The following is a 19,195-nucleotide window of genomic DNA, read 5'->3' as shown; positions in this document are numbered from 1 at the left end:
CGGCTGTGGGCCGGTCGGACTCGTTCTCAGAAGGGCTCCGCCGGAGCCGATTGTCTTCGTTACCCTTGGTCAACTACATCGGGGTTGTCAAGGATCTCGGGCGAAATGACTGAATTGTCCGGTGGGTTGCGGTGCCGACTCCGCATGCCGGCCGGGGCGATGGTGGGGGGCGTGGTTCCCGTGCCGTCGGGTTTCGGCTACGCCAGCGGCTCAAGGGCGTGCAGCCGCGGCAGCACGTCCTTTCCGATCCGCTCGAACGATCGCAGCATCAGAGCGTGGTCGCCCACGATGTGCCGTACGAGCGCGTGGTCGAAGCCGATGGCGCGGTACTCCTCGAGTTGCTGCACCACCGACTCGGCGGATCCGACGAGCAGCCGATCCATGCCTCCGCCGCGGTAGCCCTCCGCGAGGATCCGATTCACCACGCTTTCCGCCTCGCGGTCTGATTCGCCGACGTAGATGTCACGGCGAAGCACGGGCAGCGGCGTGCGCCCATGGCGGACGGCCGCCTCCCGATATGCGTCCAACTGCTCCGCGAGCTCCGCGCGGGTCGAGTTCTGGCCGGCCAGCCAGCCGTCGCCGAGCCGCCCGGCCCGCTCGGCGGCGGCACGCACCGTGCCTGCGAGCCAGAGCGAGACGGGCACACGCGGTAGCGGCCCGGTCTGCACGTGGCTCAGCCGGTGGTAGCGGCCCTTCATGGTCACCGGCTCGCCGGTCAGCAGGGCTCGCAACGCGGCGACGAACTCCTCGGTGCGGCCCACGCGGGTGCGCTCGGCCATGCCGAAGGCGGCGAACCGGCCCTTGCCTTGCCCGAGCGCCAGAATGACCACCAGTGGCGCTTCGGAGAATGCGGCGATCGTGCCGATCTGCTCTGCCGACAGGATCGGATCGTAGAACGGGGCCAGCAGCACCGCCCCGAGCGTCATGTTTCCCGTTACGGGCATCAGGCGGGCAAGCGTGGGAACCGGGGAGAAGGCATTGGCGTAAGCCGGCGGAACGGCATGACTGTCGCCGACGACCAACATGTCCAGGCCCGCATCGTGGGCCGCGGTTGCGACAGCGAGCAGGTTCGTTGCCTGTTCGCGGGTGGACATCGCCCCCATGGGCCGTTCGATGAAGCCGCCGGGCGGTAATGCCGCGAGTGCAACCCGAAAATGTTCGAAGGTTTCCGGCGACGTGGGAAAGACGAACCGGAGTGATGTTCCGAGCTTCATCGAAGCCCCCTGGGCGGAAGATTCGTATCCGTTTGAATCCAGAACAGTATCCATATGTTTTTGGTGCTGCAATGTGACCGGTGCCACGACGACGTGCTCCGCGGGGCGGGTCACGCAGAGTCAGTCGTCACCGACCGGTCGTCACTAGGGCCCGATAACTCTGTTCGTCAACAGTTTCGGGAGGTTCCGGTGCTATGGCTAGGCTGCCCGACAGGCCGGTTCTGAGTACAGCTGGCGTGCGCTGGACGCTCAGTTTACGACAATGTTGACTGCTGATGCCTTGTCGCGCTCCGGTCGATTCTGCGACGGTGAGATCATGAACCGTCGATGGGAAGTGCCGGCCTACGACTACCTTGTTGTGGGAGCCGGAACGGCCGGTTGCGTGCTCGCTTCCCGATTGTCGGAGAACGAGGACACCCGGGTTCTTCTGCTCGAGGCGGGGGCGCGGGAGCCGTTGGAGGCGATGGCGGCTCCGACGTCCTGGTTCACGCTGCTCGGGACCTCGGCCGACTGGGCCACGACGTCCGTCGTCCAGGAATTCACCGGTGAGCCACACCTGCTGTCGCGGGGCCGCTGTCTCGGCGGATCATCGAGCATCAACGGATTGAACTTCCTGCGCGGGCATCGCTCGAGCTACGACGCGTGGGAGGCAGCCGGGGCCACGGGGTGGCGGTTCGCCGACCTTCTTCCCTACTTCCGACGCACCGAGCGCGCCGAGAAACGTGATCCTCGGACCCGGGGCACGGACGGGCCGATGACCGTGTCTGTGTCGGCCGAGCGCAATCCGGTTCTTGCCGCGTGCGTCGCAGCCGCTATCCAGGTGGGGCACCCGCCGGCCGACGACGTGAGCAGCGGGCTGGAGGAGGGGTTCGGCTGGTGCGACAACACCATTGTGGACGGGGTCCGGCAGAGCGTTGCCGACGCCTACCTGCGGCCGGTCCTGGATCGGCCGAACCTGGACGTCGTCACTGACGCCCTGGTGCATCGGCTCCGGCTGGAAGGCGGTCGGTGCACCGGGGTCGACTACTCGGTCGGCAACACGATGATCTCCGCGGAGTGCTCCCGAGAGGTGGTGCTCACCGCGGGCACGATCGGTTCGGCGCAGCTGTTGCTGCTCTCGGGTATCGGGCAGGCGGAGCATCTCCGGGAGGTCGGCGTCGACGTCGTGCACGACCTGCCCGGGGTCGGCGCGAACCTGCACGACCACCCGTTGGCGATGGTGACCTACAGCGCGAAGCGCTCGGTGCAGGCGATGCCCGGCAACCCGCCGAGTGAGGCGCTCGGACTGGTGCGCAGCGCTCTCGCTCTCGATGCCCCTGATCTGCAGATCCTCTTCGTCAGCGTGCCCATCCGCCCCCCTGCCCTCCCCGGGCCTGCCGTCGGCTACACGATCGCCTTCTCCGCGATCACCCCGCACAGCCGTGGGTCGCTTCGGCTGACGAGCGCGGATGCCACGGTCGCGCCGCTGGTGGATCCGAACTACCTCGCCGACGATCACGACGTCGCGACGATAACCGACGGCCTGCGGCTCGCCCGCGAGATCGGAAACGCCGAGTTTCTCGCGCCGTGGCGTGGCGAAGAGGTGCCTGCCGCTCCGGATGCCGGCGACCTCGCTGCTGTGCACTCCTATCTGGCGGCGAGCCTGATGCCCTACTTCCACTACGTCGGGACCTGCCGGATGGGCGTCGACGAGATGGCCGTCGTCGATCCGGAGCTTCGGGTGCGCGGGATCGACGGGCTCCGGGTCGCCGACGCGTCGGTGATGCCGTCGATCGTCTCCGCCAACACCAACGCCACGGTCTGCGCCATCGCCGAACGAGCGGTCGACTTGATCACCGGTCGTGATCCGGTCAAGGTGCTGATGTCGCCATGATCAGCGTATATACGGGTTGCACCCGTCGGCGCGCGGAGTCGGGCGTCGACGACCAGACCACTCAGGAGCGTGCATGACCAGTTCCGGGACTCCCGTGCCCACCGTCTCGGCGGCGCGGTTGCGTCGCGACCTCGAGCATGTCGCCGGCTACGGCGCCACGGCGAGCGGCGGCGTCAGCCGAACGAGCTTCTCCGAGGCTGATCGGCAGGTGCGGGCCTGGCTCGTCAACGAGTGCGAGCAGGCCGGGCTGGCGCTGCGCACCGACGGCATCGGCAATGTCTTCATACGGCTGGAGGCTCGGGACGCGGCCGTCGGCACGGCCCCGGTCTGGGCGGGCTCGCATCTGGACAGCGTGCCCGAAGGCGGCCGCTTCGACGGTGCGCTCGGGTCGCTGGCCGCGCTGGAGGTGGTGCGCAGGCTGGCCGAGGAGGACGTGCCCCTGCGGCGTCCGGTCGAGGCCGTGGTCTTCGCCGACGAAGAAGGCTGCTACCACCACCTGCTCGGCTCGACGGCCGTGGCGCACGGCTTCACAGCGGACGAGCTCGCCCGCCTGAGCGGGCGCGACGGCGACCTGCTGGTCGACGCGCTGGCGGGCATGGGCTGGGACCCTGCCGCGGCGACCGGGACGGCGGTGCGCCCCGGGGACGTCCACGCCTACGTCGAGCTGCACATCGAGCAGGGCTCGGTGCTCGAGTCGGCCGGAGCCGGGATCGGGGTGGTCACGGCGATCGTGGGGATGGGAGGTGGCCACATCGAGTTCCGCGGCCGCCAGGACCACGCCGGCACCACACCGATGCCGCTGCGGCGCGACGCGCTGCGCGGCGCCGGTGATCTGGTGGTGCGCCTGCCGGAGGCGGCCCGGTCGGTCAGCGAGACCGCCGTCGCCACGTGCGGCATCCTCCACGTGGAGCCCGGCGGGGCGAACGTCGTGCCGGGCCTCGCCCGCGTCCAGCTGGACTTCCGCGACTCCGATCGCAATCGGATCCTCGAGTTGGAGGAGGCCATCGTGGCCGCGGCGCGTGACGTCGCCGACCGCCATGGCCTGGAGATGAGCTACACCCGCGAGAGCATCACGGACCCGGTGCCGCTGAACCCGCGGATGCAGGATCTCGTGGCGACGGTGGCGGCTGACCAGGGCAGGAAGACCCTGAACCTGCCGTCCGGTGCCGGGCACGATGCACAGAACGTGGCGAGGCTCGCGCCCACGGGCATGATCTTCGTGCCGAGCGTCGACGGGCGAAGCCACTCGCCGGCCGAGCTGACCACCTGGGAGGACGTCGAGGCCGGGGCGAACGTGCTCCTGGCGACGGTCCACGCACTCGCCACCGAGTAGCTTCCCGCCGCGACCGAGCCCGGGCCACCTCGGTGAGGCGGCCCGGGCACGTCGGATATGCGTACCGCGAGGCAGCGCCCTGCCTCGACCGTGTCAGCGTCCGGTCGTCCCCTGCGGTCGCGCCGGTGCGGCGACAGCTGCGATGTCGATCTTCAGCTCGCGGAACGCGTCGATGTAGATCGCTACCTGCAGGGTCTCGTGGGGGGCGAGGATGACCGGCAGATCGGCGCCGATCAGGGGGAAGCAGCGAACCCGCAGCAGGTGGGGGCCTGCCTCCACCGGCATGCGCGTCGTCGCGCCGACGTGTAGGTCCGCGGCTCGCTCGTCATCGACGTACACGTGGAGCCGCCGGGCCACGCCCGCCGTCAGTCCCAGAGGCCGGTGCAGGACGAATTCAGCTGTCCGCTCCCTGGATGGAGCAGAGTCGGCACACATGGAAATTCACCTCTCGGACCGTCACGCGCGTTCTCGCGCTCCGGACAGCGTCTCGCCGCCGGCAGCGACTGAGTACCTTCCTTGACGTCGTTCAAACGGATCCTGCCCGAAACCAGACGACGTGGTGCTATCAGGGTCTGGTCGGCGCCCGATGGCTGCCGGCTCCCACCTGCAGCGGGTGCTTGCGTCGTCTCCCGCGCCGTTCACGCAGGACCGCACGAGCGCTGAGGACCGCGATGGTCGAGTAGCCGCTGAGCAGCACGGCGAGGAGAACGTGCGAGCTGGTCATGGGTGGCTCCCGTGGTAATGCGGCCAGAGGTCGGCGTGAATCGGCCCTGGGCGAGCCGCCGGCGTCCGCCAGGTGAGGGTGCGCGGCGGGGCCTGGCGCCCGGAAGGCGCATCGGCAGCATGTTGACGCCCGAGGTGGAGATCCCTGCGCGTTCTTGACGTCCGATCAGACCGATGGGAGCGGATTACGAGGTCAAGGCTGCGGGATGCGGGGCGGCGGGCAGGCTGATCACGATGGTGAGCCCACCGCCCGGTGTGTCCTCCGCGGTGATGGTGCCGCCCATGGCCTCGGTGAAGCCGCGCGCCACGCTCAGCCCGAGGCCGAGCCCGCTGTTCCCGCGGTCGCCGAGGCGCTGGAACGGGGAGAACATCCGGTTGAGCCGGTCGGCGGGCACCCCGGGACCGGAGTCGACGACGCGTAGCTCGACCATGTCGGCATACTTGCTCGCCCGTAGCTTGACGGGGGCGCCGGCGCCGTGGCGCAGCGCGTTGTCCACGACGTTGACGACGACCCGTTCGAGCAGGCCGGGGTCGGCGAGCACCGCAGGGAGCCGCTCGTCGATCTCGAGCCCGACGCGCTCCGTCGGCCGGTACGTCGGGTCGAGTCCACGCATCGCCAGCAGCGCCACCTCGTCGAGCCCGACCGGACGCAGCTCCGGTGCCACGGCCCCGGTCGCGATGCGCGAGGAGTCGAGCAGGTTGTTCACCACCGCGGTGAGCCGGTCGGCCGATTCCTCGATCGTTGCCGCGAGCTCCGAGCTGTCGTGCTCGGACAGCCGGAGATCGCGGTCACGCAAGCTGTTGGCCGACGCCTTGATCGATGCCAGCGGAGTGCGCAGATCATGGCCGAGGGCGGACAGCAGTGCGCTGCGCAGCTCGGTCGCGTCGGCCCGTCGGTGCGCCTCGGCCACCTCGCGCGTGGCCTGCTGGTTGCGCAGGGCGAGCAGCGCCTGACCGCCGACCGCTTCGAGTAAGCGCTGGTCAGCGGCAGGCAGCGGGGTGCCGCGGCCGACGAGGTGCACGTCGGGTTCGACCGCCACGTCGACGTCGGCCTGCTCGGGGCGCGCGCAGTCCGGCGGGCCGGAACATGCGGACGTCGTCCAGTGCCCGTCCTGGCGTTCGAGGATCGCCACCGTCGTCAGCCCGAACGCCTCGCGCAGCTTGTCCAGCAGCCGCGGGAGCGGTTCGGGGCGGGTGAGCACCGTGCGTGAGAGCGACGCGAGCAGCGCCGCCTCGGACCCTGCGGCGGCGGCTTGCTGGGCGCGCCGCGCGGCCCGGTCGACGACGAGGGCCACCAGTACCGCGACCAGAACCATCGCCACCAGGGTGATCACGTTCTCCCGTTCGGCGATCGTGAGCGTGTACAGCGGCGGGGTGAGGAAGAAGTTGAGCAGCAGGGCACCCGCACCGGCCGCGAACAGGGCGGGGCCGAGCCCGCCGACGAGCGCGACGACCACCGTGGCGAGGAAGAACAACACGACGTCGGTGGACAGGCCGAACACACCCTGGCCGAGTATTCCGGCCGCGGTTGCGGCCACCGGCAGGACCAAGCCGAGTGCCCATCCCGTGGCGCGGCGGGTGAGGGAGACGGCGCTGAACCGGTGGGGCAGCCGGATGCCTCGGCCGGCCTCGGGGTGGTTGACCATGTGGACGTCGATCTGCCCCGAGCGCTGCACCACGCGCGTGCCGATGCCCTCGATCAGCAGGCGGGCCGCGCGGGACCGGCGGGAGGTGCCCAGCACGAGCTGGGTGGCGTCGACGCCGCGGGCGAAGTCGAGCAGAGCTGCAGGCACGTCGTCACCGACCACGGTGTGGAACGAGGCTCCGACGTCCTCGGCGAGGCGGCGCAGGTTCGCGAGTGCGCTGACCGGTGCGGTGACCAGCCCGTCGCCGCGCAGGACGTGCACCGCGAACAGGTCGGCCGAGCTGGAGCGCTTGGCGATACGGGCGGCCCGGCGCAGCACGGTCTCGCTCTCCGGCCCGCCGGTCAACGCCACCACGACCCGCTCGCGGGTCTCCCAGACGTCGCTCACGTGCTGGTCGGTGCGGTAGCGCTGCAGTGCGACCTCGACCTCGTCGGCCACCCACAGCAGTGCCATCTCGCGCAGCGCCGTGAGGTTGCGGGGCTGGAAGTAGTTGGCCATCGCCGCGTCGACCTTCTCGGCCGGGTAGACGTTGCCGTGCGCCAACCGGCGCCGCAGTGCCTCGGGGGTGATGTCCACGAGCTCGACCTGCTCGGCGCGGCGTACGACCTCGTCGGGCACGGTCTCCCGCTGGTGCACGCCGGTGATCCGCTCGATCACGTCGTTGAGCGACTCCAGGTGCTGAATGTTGAGCGTCGTGAGCACGGTGATGCCGGCGTCGAGAATCTCCTCCACGTCCTGCCAGCGCTTCGCGTTCCGCGAACCGGGTGCATTGGTGTGCGCCAGCTCGTCCACGAGCACGACCTGCGGCGCCCGGGCGAGCACGGCATCGACGTCGAGCTCGGTGAGGACGACACCGCGGTGCGTGAGCCGGCGGCGGGGGAGTACTTCCAGTCCCTCGATCAAGGCGGCGGTCTTCGAGCGCCCGTGGGGCTCGACCAGGCCCACGACGACGACGGTGCCGCGCCCCGCGCGACGGTGGGCCTCACCGAGCATCGCGTAGGTCTTGCCGACGCCGGGCGCCGCCCCGAGGTAGATCCTCAGCTCGCCGCGCGTACCCATGACTTCACCTCGACTGCTCTCTTGCTCGCGATCACCTCGCGCCCGATGGCAGCGAAGTCGAGGGTTCGACAGCATGCGACTGCCGGAGTCTCCGGGAAAGGAACTTTGACGATTTCCTAACGACGCCACGGTTTAGGGGCGATCGGGTCAGTGGGCTACCCCGCCTGGCCGGTTGATCAGCCCAGGTTCGAGGAAGTTCGTCAAGATTCGGGCGTGCGGGGTCCGGAGAGCGCTTGTACTCCGGTTTAGCCGGGGAGAGCGCGGGGAGGCTGCGGTTGTGAGTATTCGACCGGCCGACCCGACCGTGCCGTGGGGCTCGTTGACAGCTGCGCTGGGAGCGGGTCGACGCGTGGACCGGGTCGAGCTGAAGACCATCCTGGACGTCGAGCTCGAACAGGCCCTGTCCGTGCTCGACGTGAGAGTTGATCGGCCGCAGCTCCGGCTCGTCCACTACCTGGACACGCCGGACCTCGCGCTGCACCGGCGCGGCATCATCGTGCGGACCCGCGTGACCGACGGCGTCGACGAGGATGTCGTCGTGAAGCTGCGCCACACGGAGCCGCAGGTCAGAAGGCGTGTTCGAGGCCTTGAACTGGAGCTGGACGTTCTCCCCGATGTGGCGATCTGGTCGGCGTCGATCAAGCGGCGCCTGCGCGCCGGGATGGTGCTGGACTCGATCGGACGGCGGCACCCCGCCCAGCGCCTGCTCTCGAGGAGGCAACGCGCGCTCCTTCGCGCCGCTGCCGGCGATGGATTCCACATCGATGATCTGGTGGTTCTCGGTCCGGTGAACGTGGTGCGGTTGACCTCGGGGAAGTTCGAGAATCGCATCGACGTGGAGTCGTGGATCTATCCGGACGGTTCGCACGTCGTCGAGCTGTCGGTGAAATGCCGCCCGACCCGCTCTCACCGAGTAGCCGCAGGCCTGCGCGAGCTCATCGCCGACCGGCGGATCGTGATGTCACGGCAGCAGACGACCAAGACACAGGTATTGATGCAGCATCTCGCGTCGCGGTAGCCGGCTAGGGGCCGTCGGGGGCGTGAGCCGCGCTGCGCGCCGGAGCGGACCCGACGGCGTTCAGCTCGCGGCTGCGGGTCTCCGGCGAGAACACGACCGTGACCACCGTGATCGCGATCAGCACGATCACCCACCAGTAGAAGGCCGCGGTGGCGTCGTGCTGTCCCAGGTAGGCCTGCAGGTAGGGCGCGGTGCCGCCGAATGCTGCGACCGTCAGCGAGTAGGGGATGGCCAGGCCCAGCGCGCGGATGCCGGTGGGGAAGAGCTCGGCGAACAGGGCCGGGAGGATGGAGAGGGTGCCGCCGATCAGCACGGTTGCGACGGCCGCTGCCACGAAGAGCTGCCATGCCTGGCCCTGGATCAGCCCTTGCAGGGGGAAGAGCAACACGGCGGACGAGATCATGCTGACCAGCAGTATCGGGCGGCGCCCGACGCGGTCGGCGGCTGCTCCCCACAACGGCAGGCTCACGGCGAACGGCACGGTGGCGGCGGCGGTTGCCCAGAGGGCGGCGGCTGGGTTCGTGTGTCGTTGCTCGATGGCGAACGGCAGGACGGCCGCGCCCCATGTGTAGAAGGCCACGGTCACGCCTGCGGTGAGGCCGATCACCTGGAGCAGAAGCACAGGCCGGGCGCACATCTGCCGCCACGGTGAGGTGCGCCGGCCCGGGGTGGCAGTACTGGTGAAGATCGGCGTCTCGTCCAGTCGTCTTCGCATGACGGTGCCGAACAGCCCGAGGACGCCGCCCAGCAGGAACGGGATCCGCCAGCCGAAGGTCACCATGTCGGAGCGGCTGAGCAGCGTGGCGAGAACCGCGCCCAGAGCGGTGGCGAAGAGGCCACCGAGCGAGCCGGAGACGTAGTTCAGGCTGGACCACCGGCCGCGCCGGGACGCAGGCGAGACCTCGGCGAGGTAGGTCTGTGCCGCCGGCAGCTCACCGCCCTGGGCGAATCCCTGGATGAGCCTGGCCAGGAGCAGGACGATCGGTGCACCGATGCCGATCGTGGTGGCCGTCGGGCTGACCCCGATGATCAGGCTGCCCGCTGCGGCGGTGACGACGGAGAGAGTCATGGCGGGTTGCCGTCCGACCTGGTCGGCCATCCACCCGAAGAAGAGGCCGCCGAAGGGGCGGGCGACGAACCCCACGGCGAAGACGGCCAGCGTGCTGATCAGGTCGCTTCCTGCGTCACCGCTGGCGAAGAACTGTGAGGCGAAGAATACGGAAAATGTGGCGTAGATGCCCAGGTCGTACACCTCGATGGCAATGCCTGCGCCGACCGTCGCCAACATGCCGAGTCGGCCGAATGCCGGGCTCGGCCGACACCTCGAAACTCCCATGACGCCATCCCCCTCGAGTCCGTCGAACGGCCCCACTTCATCAGGCGGAATAGTCGCTGTCGATGCCGGGGCGCAAGCGCGCAGATATGTCAATTCGTCCGTTTCCGTTCCGCGGCCATTCGGACCAGCTCCATTCTGGAGTTGATCCCGAGCTTGCCGAAGATGTGCCGGAGGTGGGCGTTGACCGTGTGGGGAGAAATGAACAGCGCTGTGGCCACCTCGCGGTTGGTCGCGCCTTCGACGACCAGTCGCAGCACTGCCGACTCGGATGTGGTCAGCTCGGGCCAGGCCGAACGCTGCTCACGGCCTGCCGAGCGCCGCACCCCGTGGGTCCGGAGCAGTTTGCGCACGCGGGCCGCGTCACGGTGGGCGTCCGCACGGAGGTAGAGCGTGAGTGCCCGATCCAGGTGGGCAACGGCCACCTGGGCGTCGGTGAGACCGGAGAGACGGCCGGCGTCCTCCAGCGCTGCGGCGCGCACGAGCGGTCGCGGGTCGTGCTCGTGCAGGAGCGCAGCTTCCACCGCGAGGTCGGCCCGCTGGTCGAGGACAGCGCGTGCGTGGAGGGCGGAGGCGCGCAGGAACGGGAACCCGGGCCGGGATCGGGCGACTGACTCGACGTTGTGCACCACGGACTCGGCGTCGCTGTGCCGTTCGGCCCGCAGCAGTAGCGCAACCAGAGCCGGGGCATCGGACGCTGACCGCGGATCACCGACCGGCAGCATGCCGGATGCCAGCGGGTCGATGTCGGCCACGTCGACCACGCAGGCGCCGGGCCTGTCGGCCGCGTCATCGAGCCTGGCGCGCAGCGCTCGACCCAGGCGGCGGGTCGGCGCGACGGGCGATTCGACGAGACGGAGCGTGAGACGGCGAGCCAGAGCGAGGTCTGCCGCGAGGCCGGTGTGCAGTGCGACCCCGCCCAGCACATGGGCGGTCACGCCCTCGAGGTAGCCGCCGGTGACCTTGTCGTCGCCGTCGATCTCCGCCATCTCCAGCAACGCTTCGGCCTCCGCCTGCGCGTCTCCGAGGCGTCCTGCAGCGAACAGCGCGCGGCTGCGGAGCATGGACCACACGCGGGAGTGCGTCGGGCTCGCTTCGTCGGTCGCGACCTTGATGCCGTGGTCGATCACCGCGAGCGCATCGTCCAGGCGCAGCGCGCAGGTCAAAACGAGGGCCCGCCAGGCGGAGGCTCTGTTGAGCGAGCCGCTCGGGAGATCGGTCCGACCGTCCGGCCGCACCGTGTCGTCGACGATCGCCGTCGCCTCATGAAAAGCCCCCCGCGCGATGAGCTGCATCGCCAGCGCCTGCCGGGCGAGATCTCTCGTGTCCGCATCGACGTCGACCCAAGTGGCACGGGCGACGGCGTGCCTCGCCGCTTCCATCGCCTCGACCCGATCGTCGGTGAGCTCGAGGGAGAAGGAGAGGAGCGCGAGTGCCTCGGTCTCGAGGGTTGGCGACAGGTTCCGGCGGCGCAGGCAGGAGCGGGCCTGTTCCGCGCTGACGACGGGGGTGTACGGAAGCGTGGCCGCCCCGAGGTCGAGTCGCGTCCTCACCTCTGTGGCGGTGGCCGCCAACTCGCGCGCGTGCGTGACCAGCAGCCTCTGCGCCTCTGCGAGGTGCGCTGCGCGAAGGAGGAGGTCGATCGTCTCGCTGACGACCCGCGGGCGGGACGGATCGCCCTGCGGCATCAGGTCCAGCGCGCGCCTGCTCAGTGGCACCGCGACCGACGGCGACGAGCGCCCGATCGACCGGCTCGCCTCTACGAGGAGCTCGACGGCGGCCGGGTCGCCGGGAGCCGCGAGCTCCATGACCAGCGGTGCCACGTCGGCCGGTGCGGCCCCGTGGCGCACCATCACCTCGACGGCCCGGCGTTGCAGCGCGGTGGTGATGGAGCTGGGCAACATCGTCCGTACCGCCTCGCGGACGAGGTCGTGGCGGAAGCTCAGACGCCCTGACTCGTCGACGATCAGGCCGGCTGTGATCGCGTTGCGCAGAACCGGCATCAGGTCGGTGGCAGGGCGGTCGAGCATGTCTGCGAGCTCGTCGAGCGAGAACCAGCGGCCCAGGACGGAGGCCATCTCCAGGACTGCATGGGCCTCGTGCGGCAGCCGGTTGAGATGGTCCTCGATCGATCCGACGAAGCGGCGGGGCAGGATCGCTCCGGCGAGAGCGACGACGTCGTCGCGCTTCTCCACCAACGACTCCTCGGCGAGCCCTCGCAGTAGCTCGACGAGCATGAAGGGGTTCCCGCGGACCCGATCCAGAAGCTGGAGGAGGGCCGTGTCCGGGCGCCCGTTCAGCGTGTCGGCGGCAATGGCGGCGACCGCTGCGGACGCCAGCGGACCGAGGGTCATCCGGGAGGAGCCGGGTCCGGCGACGTGGGTGACCCACTCCGCGAGCGATCTCCCGCCTTCGTCCCGGCGGAAGGCCAGCAGCCACAGGATTCTGTGTGAGCTCAGCATCTTCGACACCCAGGCCACCATTGTCAGCGTGGACTCGTCGGCCCAGTGGAGGTCGTCGAGCGCGATCATCACCGGACGGCGGATCGCCTCGGCCTCGAGAAGCTGGGTGATCTCCCACAGCAGCCAGAGCCGCTGCGCGGGTTCGTGCTCGGCCAGACAATCGCGCAATGAGCCGAACACAGCCCCCGCGCGGGGCGCCAGGGCGCTGAGCAGCACACTCAGGGGGACGGTTCGGGACGCCGGGCTGCCTCCGCCGGAGAGGATCTCGATCTCCCTCTCCCGGGCCTCCGCGGCCGCGGCGGCGAGCAGGCTGGTCTTGCCGATGCCGGCCTCGCCGTCGATGAGGATCACGCCGCCGCGCCCCCGCACGAGCTGGTCGAACGCCTGGCGGAGGGCAGCGAGCTCCGTCTCCCTGCCGTGGAGGACGACCACGGGAGAGCACGATCGAGCTCCGTGTGCGTCTGCCCCTGCCATCGCCACCTCCCCTCGGCACTCACGACAAGCGGTCGGCGCCGGTTCTTCCGCCCTGGTCGTGCGTCACACCGGCAGGGCGCTCGACTCGATGGTGGCGGAGCCGTGCGATGCGCGCGGCTTCCGGCGGCTGGCAGCCTCGGGCGTCCGGTGCTGGTACGACCTCGCGAGGGGGGAGGTCGTACCAGCACCCGTTCACGCTGCAGATGCTGCAGGTCGGCTCGCCGAGGCTCCGGCGGTGATCGGAGCGCGAGTCGAGTTCCCGGGTGGTGCGCACGGAGGCCGCGCGGTGCATCGGCCGGCGACCTGATCTTTCGTGCCGTTCGTGGCGATGTCTGCCCGACTGTGACGCGTGGGGCCCGCAGCGGGTGTGGCGGGGCTCCGCGCAGTGGGCAAGGATGGCGGAACTGCCTGAAGGGAGGAGGTCGGCATGGTGGACATCAACTGCGACATGGGCGAGGCATTCAGCATCTATCGCTGCGGCGACGACGAGGGCTTGATGCCGTGGATCACCGTCGCCAACGTGGCCTGCGGCTTCCACGCCTCGGACCCGCGCGTGATGCAGCAGACCGTGGCGCTGGCCAAGGAGCACGGCGTCCGGGTCGGAGCCCATCCGTCGCTGCCCGACCGCGAGGGCTTCGGCCGCCGTGAGATGAAGCTGGAGCGCGACGAGCTCACCGCGGCCGTCGTCTACCAGGTCGGCGCCTTGTCAGGCTTCCTACGCGGCCAGGGCATGGAGCTCAACCACATCAAGGCCCACGGCTCCCTGTACGGGATGGCGGCGCGTGACCCGGAGGTCGCCGAGGCTCTCGCCGACGCCGCCGACGTCTTCGGCGTGCCGCTCATGGGCATGGCGGGCACGGTGCACGAGCAGGTCTGGGGTGCGCGGAGTGCGGGGTTCATCTCCGAGTACTACGCCGACCTCGACTACCGCCCCGACGGCTCGCTGATCATCACGCGCGTGCACCAGCCGTTCGACCCGGCCGCGTCGGCGCGGGGAGCGGTGCGCGCGGTGACCGACGGGGTCGCCACGGCCGTCGACGGCTCCGAGATCCCGGTGCGTGCCGACTGCGTCTGCGTGCACTCCGACACCCCGAACGCCGTGGACGTCGCCAAGGCCGTCCACGAAGCTCTGCGCCCGCACATGTCAGCCTGAGAGGAGCCCCATGGCCCGGCACGAGGTCGTCTCGCCGATCCCCGGCGTGTTCTACCGGAGGCCCGACCCGGAGAGCGACCCGTTCGCCGCCGAGGGCCAGACCGTCGGCGAGGACGACACCGTCTGCCTCGTCGAGGTCATGAAGTCCTTCCACCAGGTGTCCGCGGGTGCGGCGGGCACGGTCGTGGAGTTCCTGGTGGAGAACGAGGACGTGGTCGACGCCGGCCAGCCGGTCGCGATCATCGAGGCATCCGCGGACGGGCAGGGGTGAAGCGCCTGCTCGTCGCCAACCGCGGCGAGATCGCGGTCCGCATCGTTCGTGCAGCCCGTGACCTGGGTATCTCCACCGTGGCTGTGCACAGCACGGCCGACGCGCAGGCCCCACACGTCCGGCTGGCCGATGCCGCCGTCGAGATCGGACCGCCGCCTGCCGGTAAGAGCTACCTGCTCGCCGACGCCATCCTCGACGCCGCCCGGGAGACCGGCTCCGACGCCGTGCACCCCGGCTACGGGTTCCTCTCCGAGCGGGCGTCGTTCGCCGCAGCGGTCGCCGACGCGGGCCTCGCCTTCGTCGGCCCGTCGGCCGCGGTGATCGAGCAGATGGGCGACAAGGTGCGGGCCCGCCAGGTGGCCGCTGCGGCGGGTGTCCCGACGGTGCCCGGCACGCCGGGCGGCGTCGCGGACGTCGACGCCGCGGCCAAGGCGGCCGCCGAGATCGGCTATCCGATCATGCTCAAGGCCGCGGCGGGCGGTGGTGGACGTGGCATCCGTGTCGTCACGGACGAGGTAGGGCTGCGCTCGGCGTTCCCCGCTGCGTCGAAGGAGGCAGCCAGCGCCTTCGGCGACGGTGCGATGTACCTCGAGCGGTTCCTCCGTCGCGCCCGGCACGTCGAGGTGCAGGTGCTCGGCGACGGACAGGACGTCGTGCATCTGTTCGAACGCGAGTGCTCGCTCCAACGCCGCAGGCAGAAGGTCGTGGAGGAGGCCGTCGCCCCCGGTATCGACGACGGCGTGCGGCAGGCCATGACCGCCGCGGCCGTGCGGCTCGCCCGGGAGGTCGGCTACAGCAGCGCGGGCACCGCCGAGTTCCTCGTCGACGACGAGACGGGCGAGTTCTTCTTCATCGAGATGAACACCCGCATCCAGGTGGAACACCCGACCACCGAGCTGATCACCGGCATCGACATCGTGGCCGAGCAGCTCCGGATAGCGGCGGGGGAGCCGCTGCGATTCGCGCAGGGCGCGATCGTCGCGCGCGGCTCGGCGATCGAGTTCCGGGTGTGCGCCGAGGACCCCGAGAAGGACTTCATGCCCTCGCCGGGCAAGATCGAACGGCTGGTGCTTCCGGCAGGGCCCTGGGTTCGCGTCGACACCTGGCTGGAGCCTGGTGGCACGGTTCCACCCTTCTACGACTCGCTGCTCGCGAAGGTCGTCGTCTGGGGAGAGGACCGGGAGACGGCGATCCGGCGCGGGCGACGCGCGTTGGGGGAGTTCGCCGTGGAGGGAGTGCCGACCACCGCTGCGCTGGGCGCGGAGATCCTCGGGCAGGACTGGTTCGCCGCGGCGGATTTCCACACCGGCGCGCTGGAGCACTGGTTGGGCGAACGGAAAGAGGCAGCGACGTGAAAGAGGCGGCGACGTGACGGTGACGAACGTGCAGGCCGCCCGCTACAGCTGGGGCGGCGACGAGTTCGTGTTCGTGGAGCTGGCCGAGGAGATGAGTCTCCAGACCAACTTCCGCGTCATGGCCATCACGAAGGCATTGCGCGAGAACCACCCCGAGGGCGTGCTGGAGATCTGCCCGGCCAATGCGTCCTACCAGGTTCGCTACGACCCGGACGTGCTCGAGCCACACAAGCTGCTGGGGCTGCTTCAGGATCTGGAGAAGCAGGTCGGCGACGCGCACGACATCGCGCTCCCCACCCGGGTCGTCGAGATCCCGGTCTTCTATCGGGACCCGTGGACCACGGAGACGCTCATGCGTTTCCGCGACCGCCACCAGGATCCCGACGCCACCGACATCGAGTACGCCGCACGGATCAACGGCTACGCATCGGTGGAGGAGTTCATCGACGCCCACGCCGGCTCGCCGTGGTTCGTCTCCATGGTCGGGTTCGTGGCGGGCCTGCCGTTCAAGTTCCAGATGGTGCCTCGGGAACGGGCGATCATCGTGCCCAAGTACCTGCGCCCGCGTACCGACACCCCGAAGCAGACCGTCGGCTACGGCGGCTGCTTCGCCTGCATCTACTCGGTGCGCGGCGCGGGCGGCTACCAGATGTTCGGCATCACCCCGGCTCCGATCTACGACCCCACCCAGCAGCTGCCCGACTTCACCGACTTCATGGTGTTCTTCCGGCCCGGTGACATCGTGAAGTACACCCCGATCGACCGCGAGCAGTACGACACCCACGTCGCCGAGGTCGAGGCGGGGACGTTCCGGATCCGGACGGCCCCGGCTGAGTTCGCGCTGCAGGAGTTCCTCGACGACCCCGACGGCTACAACGCCCGGCTGCTGGAGGTGCTGCGGTGATCGAGGTACGCAAGCCCGGCCTGTCCACGACCGTCCAGGACGCCGGCCGTACCGGGTACTACGACGTCGGCATCCCGCCGTCGGGGGCGCTCGACCAGTACTCCCTGCGGGCCGCCAACCTGCTCGTCGGCAACCCGGCGGGTGCCGCGGCCCTGGAGATCGTCTACATGGGGCCGGAGCTCGCATTCGAGGAGTCGGCGGTCGTCGCGGTGGCGGGCGCGAGCATGACACCGCGGGTGGGCGGCGAGGAGCGGCTCCTGTGGGAGTCCTTCCCCGTGGCCGCGGGCGACGTGCTCGACTTCGGCTACCTGACGGCGGGCGCGCGCGCCTACCTCGCCGTCTCGGGCGGAATCGACGTGCCCCAGGTACTCGGCAGCCGCTCCACCTACGGCCTCGGTGCCCTCGGCGGTTTCGCGGGGCGCCCCCTGCAGACCGGCGACAAGCTCCCCGTCGGCTCGTCATCCGGTGCGAAGCCCGGCCGCAGCGTGCCGCTCGACCTGCGGCCGTCCTACTCCAAGGACGTCGAGGTCCGCGTGATGATGGGCCTCTACGATCACCGCCTCACCGCCGCGGGACGGGAGAGCTTCCTCGGCACCACATGGACGCTCACACCGGTGGCCGACCGCATCGGCTTCCGCTACAAGGGCGCCGAGCTGGAGACCGTCGAGCGCGAAGCGCCGTTCGGTGCGGGGCAGGACCCGTCCAACATCGTGGACGCGCCGTATCCGATCGGTTCGATCCAGGTGCCCGGCAGTGTCGAGCCGATCATCCTGCATCGCGACGCGGTCTCGGGCGGTGGCTACATGATGGTCGCCACCGTCCTGTCCGGTGACCTCGACATGGTCGCGCAGTCGGCGCCCAACACCCGCACCCGGTTCGTCGCGGTCGATCTGGACGGCGCCCTGGCCGCGCGGGCCGACTACCGAGCCCGCACCGGCCGGTTGGTGGAGGCCCTTTCGTCGAGCCCGGGATGAGGCTGCGCCGGTCGCGGCACGCATCGCGACGCGATCTCGGGTGGCGGTCACATGCCGGTCGCCTGCCTACCGTGGCGCCATGACACCACGGCGGCCGGGTGTGGCGCGCTGGCTCTGGTACGCGCTCGGCGGCGGTCTCCCGCCCCGCTACCGCACCTGGGTGCTCCATGACGCCACCTGCCGGACCTGGCAGCTGCGGCACTTCGCCCGTGCCTTCGTCCAGATGAGCCTCGTGGCCGTCCCGGTCCTGCTGATCGTGCCCGGACCGCTGTGGATCCGGTTGGTCGGGATCCTCCTGGGCTGGTTGGTGGCGCTGCAGTACGCCCTGTTCAACATGCAGGAGTCCGTGGAACACCGGGTCCGTAAGGCCGGCTACCCGCCCGGCTACGCGCAGGCGGTACGGGACGACTCCACCTCGGATGAGCGCGCTGCGGCCGCGGCGCGGTACGCGGCACGCTATCGCCCGGGAGCATGACCCGGGCGAGTCACGCTACGAGTCGGGGGCGGGCCTTCTTGCTGCTGACGTGGCTGAGGCTGGCACGGCAGGCCGCCAACAGCCGGGCGGTAGCCGCGCTGCCGCCCTGGTTGCAGCGTGGGCATCGCATGGTCACCGTTCGCGCGAGTTCGTCGACGGCGACGGTCATCTCCGTCTCACAGTCGCGACACCAGCGGTGTCGCGTCACCGGGTTGACGTGCAGCGGTGACGATACGCACTGGTGGATCCACCGGCCGTGAACATGGCACGTGAGCCGGTTGTCGGGGTCGAGCCGGCCGGCGTCCTCGCCCTCGTCCTCTGCGGCCAGCCAGTGCGCCAAGGCGTGGTCGGTCGAGCCGCGCGCCTGGCTCCGGGTTTGCTGCTGGCTCATGCCGCCGACCTCCCCACCTTCTCCGGCCGTCCGCGCGAGGTGCGTGACGGGTCTCTGCTCTGCAGGAGCAGCATCGCGAGCGCGCGTGCCCCGCGCATCACCGCCAGCGGACGTCATCCTCGGGTGCTGCCGGGAGTCTTCGAGGTGATGCTGGCAGGTATCGGGTGGGCTTCCATTTCTTGCTGATCGCGGCGTGGGTAGCGCCGTTCTCCGCGATGTTCAGCCGGGCCGGCCCACGCTATGCCTCGGAAAGATGCGTTCGAGCAGATATGGTCACAGACGCATTCATCCTGCCCGGCCCCAGTGGGTCGTCGCCCGGATGGTGGCGACCCACTGGTCCATCAGTCCTCTGGTTCGGGTGATACCGGACATCATTCGGCGATCCTGCCGCCTGTTACTTTCACTACTAGGTGCCCCGCCGCCTTTGCTGTCGGAGATACCAAAAGGAAGTATGTAGACGTGTCGCCGTTCGAATCATGTCGTCCTTCGGATTGAGATGGCACTGCCTCCACTGAGCTGTCTTCGAGCGCCGTCACC

16 protein-coding genes are annotated in these 19,195 nt (G+C 70.0%); 9 read left to right on the top strand and 7 right to left on the bottom strand.

Annotated features, from left to right (window positions below; all coding sequences use genetic code 11):
* Positions 1–197 precede the first annotated feature (197 nt).
* Positions 198–1,328 (bottom strand): LLM class flavin-dependent oxidoreductase, encoded by a 1,131-nt coding sequence (locus ACQPZQ_RS29095; RefSeq protein WP_433285956.1) that lies wholly within the window; start codon positions 1,326–1,328, stop codon positions 198–200.
* A gap of 202 nt (positions 1,329–1,530) precedes the next feature.
* Here ACQPZQ_RS29095 and ACQPZQ_RS29090 point away from each other — a divergent pair, with 202 nt between their 5' ends.
* The gene (locus tag ACQPZQ_RS29090) at positions 1,531–3,087 is read left to right on the top strand and encodes a GMC family oxidoreductase (RefSeq protein WP_433285954.1); all 1,557 of its coding nucleotides are present in this window, start codon (positions 1,531–1,533) and stop codon (positions 3,085–3,087) included.
* Between the two features lie 73 nt (positions 3,088–3,160).
* Positions 3,161–4,420, top strand: a complete 1,260-nt coding sequence (locus ACQPZQ_RS29085; RefSeq protein ID WP_433285953.1) for a Zn-dependent hydrolase — start codon at positions 3,161–3,163, stop codon at positions 4,418–4,420.
* A gap of 93 nt (positions 4,421–4,513) precedes the next feature.
* Here the strand turns inward: ACQPZQ_RS29085 and ACQPZQ_RS29080 are convergent, their stop codons facing one another.
* From ACQPZQ_RS29080 to ACQPZQ_RS29070, 3 genes are all read right to left on the bottom strand, one after another.
* Positions 4,514–4,777, bottom strand: a complete 264-nt coding sequence (locus tag ACQPZQ_RS29080) for a hypothetical protein (protein ID WP_433285952.1) — start codon at positions 4,775–4,777, stop codon at positions 4,514–4,516.
* Positions 4,778–4,985: 208 nt separating this feature from the next.
* Positions 4,986–5,144 carry a hypothetical protein gene (locus tag ACQPZQ_RS29075; RefSeq protein WP_433285949.1) on the bottom strand — a complete coding sequence of 53 codons (159 nt, stop codon included), beginning with the start codon at positions 5,142–5,144 and terminating at the stop codon, positions 4,986–4,988.
* A 184-nt stretch (positions 5,145–5,328) separates the two neighbouring features.
* Positions 5,329–7,848, bottom strand: coding sequence for a DUF4118 domain-containing protein (locus ACQPZQ_RS29070; RefSeq protein WP_433285947.1), 2,520 nt, complete (start codon positions 7,846–7,848; stop codon positions 5,329–5,331).
* Positions 7,849–8,125: 277 nt separating this feature from the next.
* On the opposite strand from ACQPZQ_RS29070, the gene ACQPZQ_RS29065 reads away from it, so the two are divergent.
* Positions 8,126–8,866, top strand: coding sequence for a hypothetical protein (locus ACQPZQ_RS29065; RefSeq protein ID WP_433285945.1), 741 nt, complete (start codon positions 8,126–8,128; stop codon positions 8,864–8,866).
* Positions 8,867–8,870: 4 nt separating this feature from the next.
* On the opposite strand, the gene ACQPZQ_RS29060 is transcribed toward ACQPZQ_RS29065, so the two are convergent.
* Positions 8,871–10,154, bottom strand: coding sequence for an MFS transporter (locus ACQPZQ_RS29060; protein WP_433285943.1), 1,284 nt, complete (start codon positions 10,152–10,154; stop codon positions 8,871–8,873).
* A gap of 137 nt (positions 10,155–10,291) precedes the next feature.
* Positions 10,292–13,093, bottom strand: coding sequence for a helix-turn-helix transcriptional regulator (locus tag ACQPZQ_RS29055; RefSeq protein ID WP_433285941.1), 2,802 nt, complete (start codon positions 13,091–13,093; stop codon positions 10,292–10,294).
* A 469-nt stretch (positions 13,094–13,562) separates the two neighbouring features.
* Between ACQPZQ_RS29055 and ACQPZQ_RS29050 the strand changes: the two genes are divergently transcribed.
* The 6 genes from ACQPZQ_RS29050 to ACQPZQ_RS29025 all read left to right on the top strand — a co-directional run bounded on the left by ACQPZQ_RS29050 (position 13,563) and on the right by ACQPZQ_RS29025 (position 18,267).
* Positions 13,563–14,288, top strand: coding sequence for a LamB/YcsF family protein (locus ACQPZQ_RS29050; RefSeq protein WP_433285939.1), 726 nt, complete (start codon positions 13,563–13,565; stop codon positions 14,286–14,288).
* Positions 14,289–14,298: 10 nt separating this feature from the next.
* Positions 14,299–14,559: an acetyl-CoA carboxylase gene (locus ACQPZQ_RS29045; RefSeq protein WP_433285937.1), complete on the top strand. Its 261-nt coding sequence runs from the start codon at positions 14,299–14,301 to the stop codon at positions 14,557–14,559.
* Positions 14,556–15,914 (top strand): acetyl-CoA carboxylase biotin carboxylase subunit, encoded by a 1,359-nt coding sequence (locus ACQPZQ_RS29040; protein ID WP_433285935.1) that lies wholly within the window; start codon positions 14,556–14,558, stop codon positions 15,912–15,914. The genes ACQPZQ_RS29045 and ACQPZQ_RS29040 overlap by 4 nt, the downstream gene beginning before the upstream one ends.
* A gap of 13 nt (positions 15,915–15,927) precedes the next feature.
* Positions 15,928–16,818: a 5-oxoprolinase subunit B family protein gene (locus tag ACQPZQ_RS29035; protein WP_433285933.1), complete on the top strand. Its 891-nt coding sequence runs from the start codon at positions 15,928–15,930 to the stop codon at positions 16,816–16,818.
* Positions 16,815–17,792, top strand: coding sequence for a biotin-dependent carboxyltransferase family protein (locus tag ACQPZQ_RS29030; RefSeq protein WP_433285931.1), 978 nt, complete (start codon positions 16,815–16,817; stop codon positions 17,790–17,792). The genes ACQPZQ_RS29035 and ACQPZQ_RS29030 overlap by 4 nt, the downstream gene beginning before the upstream one ends.
* Before the next feature lie 79 nt (positions 17,793–17,871).
* A complete protein-coding gene (locus tag ACQPZQ_RS29025; RefSeq protein ID WP_433285929.1) occupies positions 17,872–18,267 on the top strand; it encodes a DUF5313 family protein in 396 nt (131 codons plus the stop codon).
* A 10-nt stretch (positions 18,268–18,277) separates the two neighbouring features.
* Here the strand turns inward: ACQPZQ_RS29025 and ACQPZQ_RS29020 are convergent, their stop codons facing one another.
* Positions 18,278–18,658 carry a hypothetical protein gene (locus ACQPZQ_RS29020; RefSeq protein WP_433285927.1) on the bottom strand — a complete coding sequence of 127 codons (381 nt, stop codon included), beginning with the start codon at positions 18,656–18,658 and terminating at the stop codon, positions 18,278–18,280.
* Between the last annotated feature and the right edge of the window lie 537 nt (positions 18,659–19,195).

The sequence above is a fragment of the Pseudonocardia sp. CA-142604 genome (assembly GCF_050948475.1).
Classification (GTDB): Bacteria; Actinomycetota; Actinomycetes; order Mycobacteriales; family Pseudonocardiaceae; genus Pseudonocardia; species Pseudonocardia alaniniphila.
Note: the sequence above shows the minus strand (reverse complement) of the source record. Positions and strands in the feature narration are given on the sequence as shown.

What these genes read in the sequence shown, in the direction of transcription:
- ACQPZQ_RS29045 (WP_433285937.1), top strand. Translation starts at nt 14,299, where the DNA reads ATGGCCCGGCACGAGGTCGTCTCGCCGATCCCCGGCGTGTTCTACCGG.
- ACQPZQ_RS29060 (WP_433285943.1), bottom strand. Translation starts at nt 10,154, where the DNA reads ATGTTGGCGACGGTCGGCGCAGGCATTGCCATCGAGGTGTACGACCTG.
- ACQPZQ_RS29070 (WP_433285947.1), bottom strand. Translation starts at nt 7,848, where the DNA reads ATGGGTACGCGCGGCGAGCTGAGGATCTACCTCGGGGCGGCGCCCGGC.
- ACQPZQ_RS29025 (WP_433285929.1), top strand. Translation starts at nt 17,872, where the DNA reads ATGACACCACGGCGGCCGGGTGTGGCGCGCTGGCTCTGGTACGCGCTC.
- ACQPZQ_RS29050 (WP_433285939.1), top strand. Translation starts at nt 13,563, where the DNA reads ATGGTGGACATCAACTGCGACATGGGCGAGGCATTCAGCATCTATCGC.
- ACQPZQ_RS29020 (WP_433285927.1), bottom strand. Translation starts at nt 18,658, where the DNA reads ATGAGCCAGCAGCAAACCCGGAGCCAGGCGCGCGGCTCGACCGACCAC.
- ACQPZQ_RS29075 (WP_433285949.1), bottom strand. Translation starts at nt 5,144, where the DNA reads ATGACCAGCTCGCACGTTCTCCTCGCCGTGCTGCTCAGCGGCTACTCG.
- ACQPZQ_RS29085 (WP_433285953.1), top strand. Translation starts at nt 3,161, where the DNA reads ATGACCAGTTCCGGGACTCCCGTGCCCACCGTCTCGGCGGCGCGGTTG.
- ACQPZQ_RS29090 (WP_433285954.1), top strand. Translation starts at nt 1,531, where the DNA reads ATGAACCGTCGATGGGAAGTGCCGGCCTACGACTACCTTGTTGTGGGA.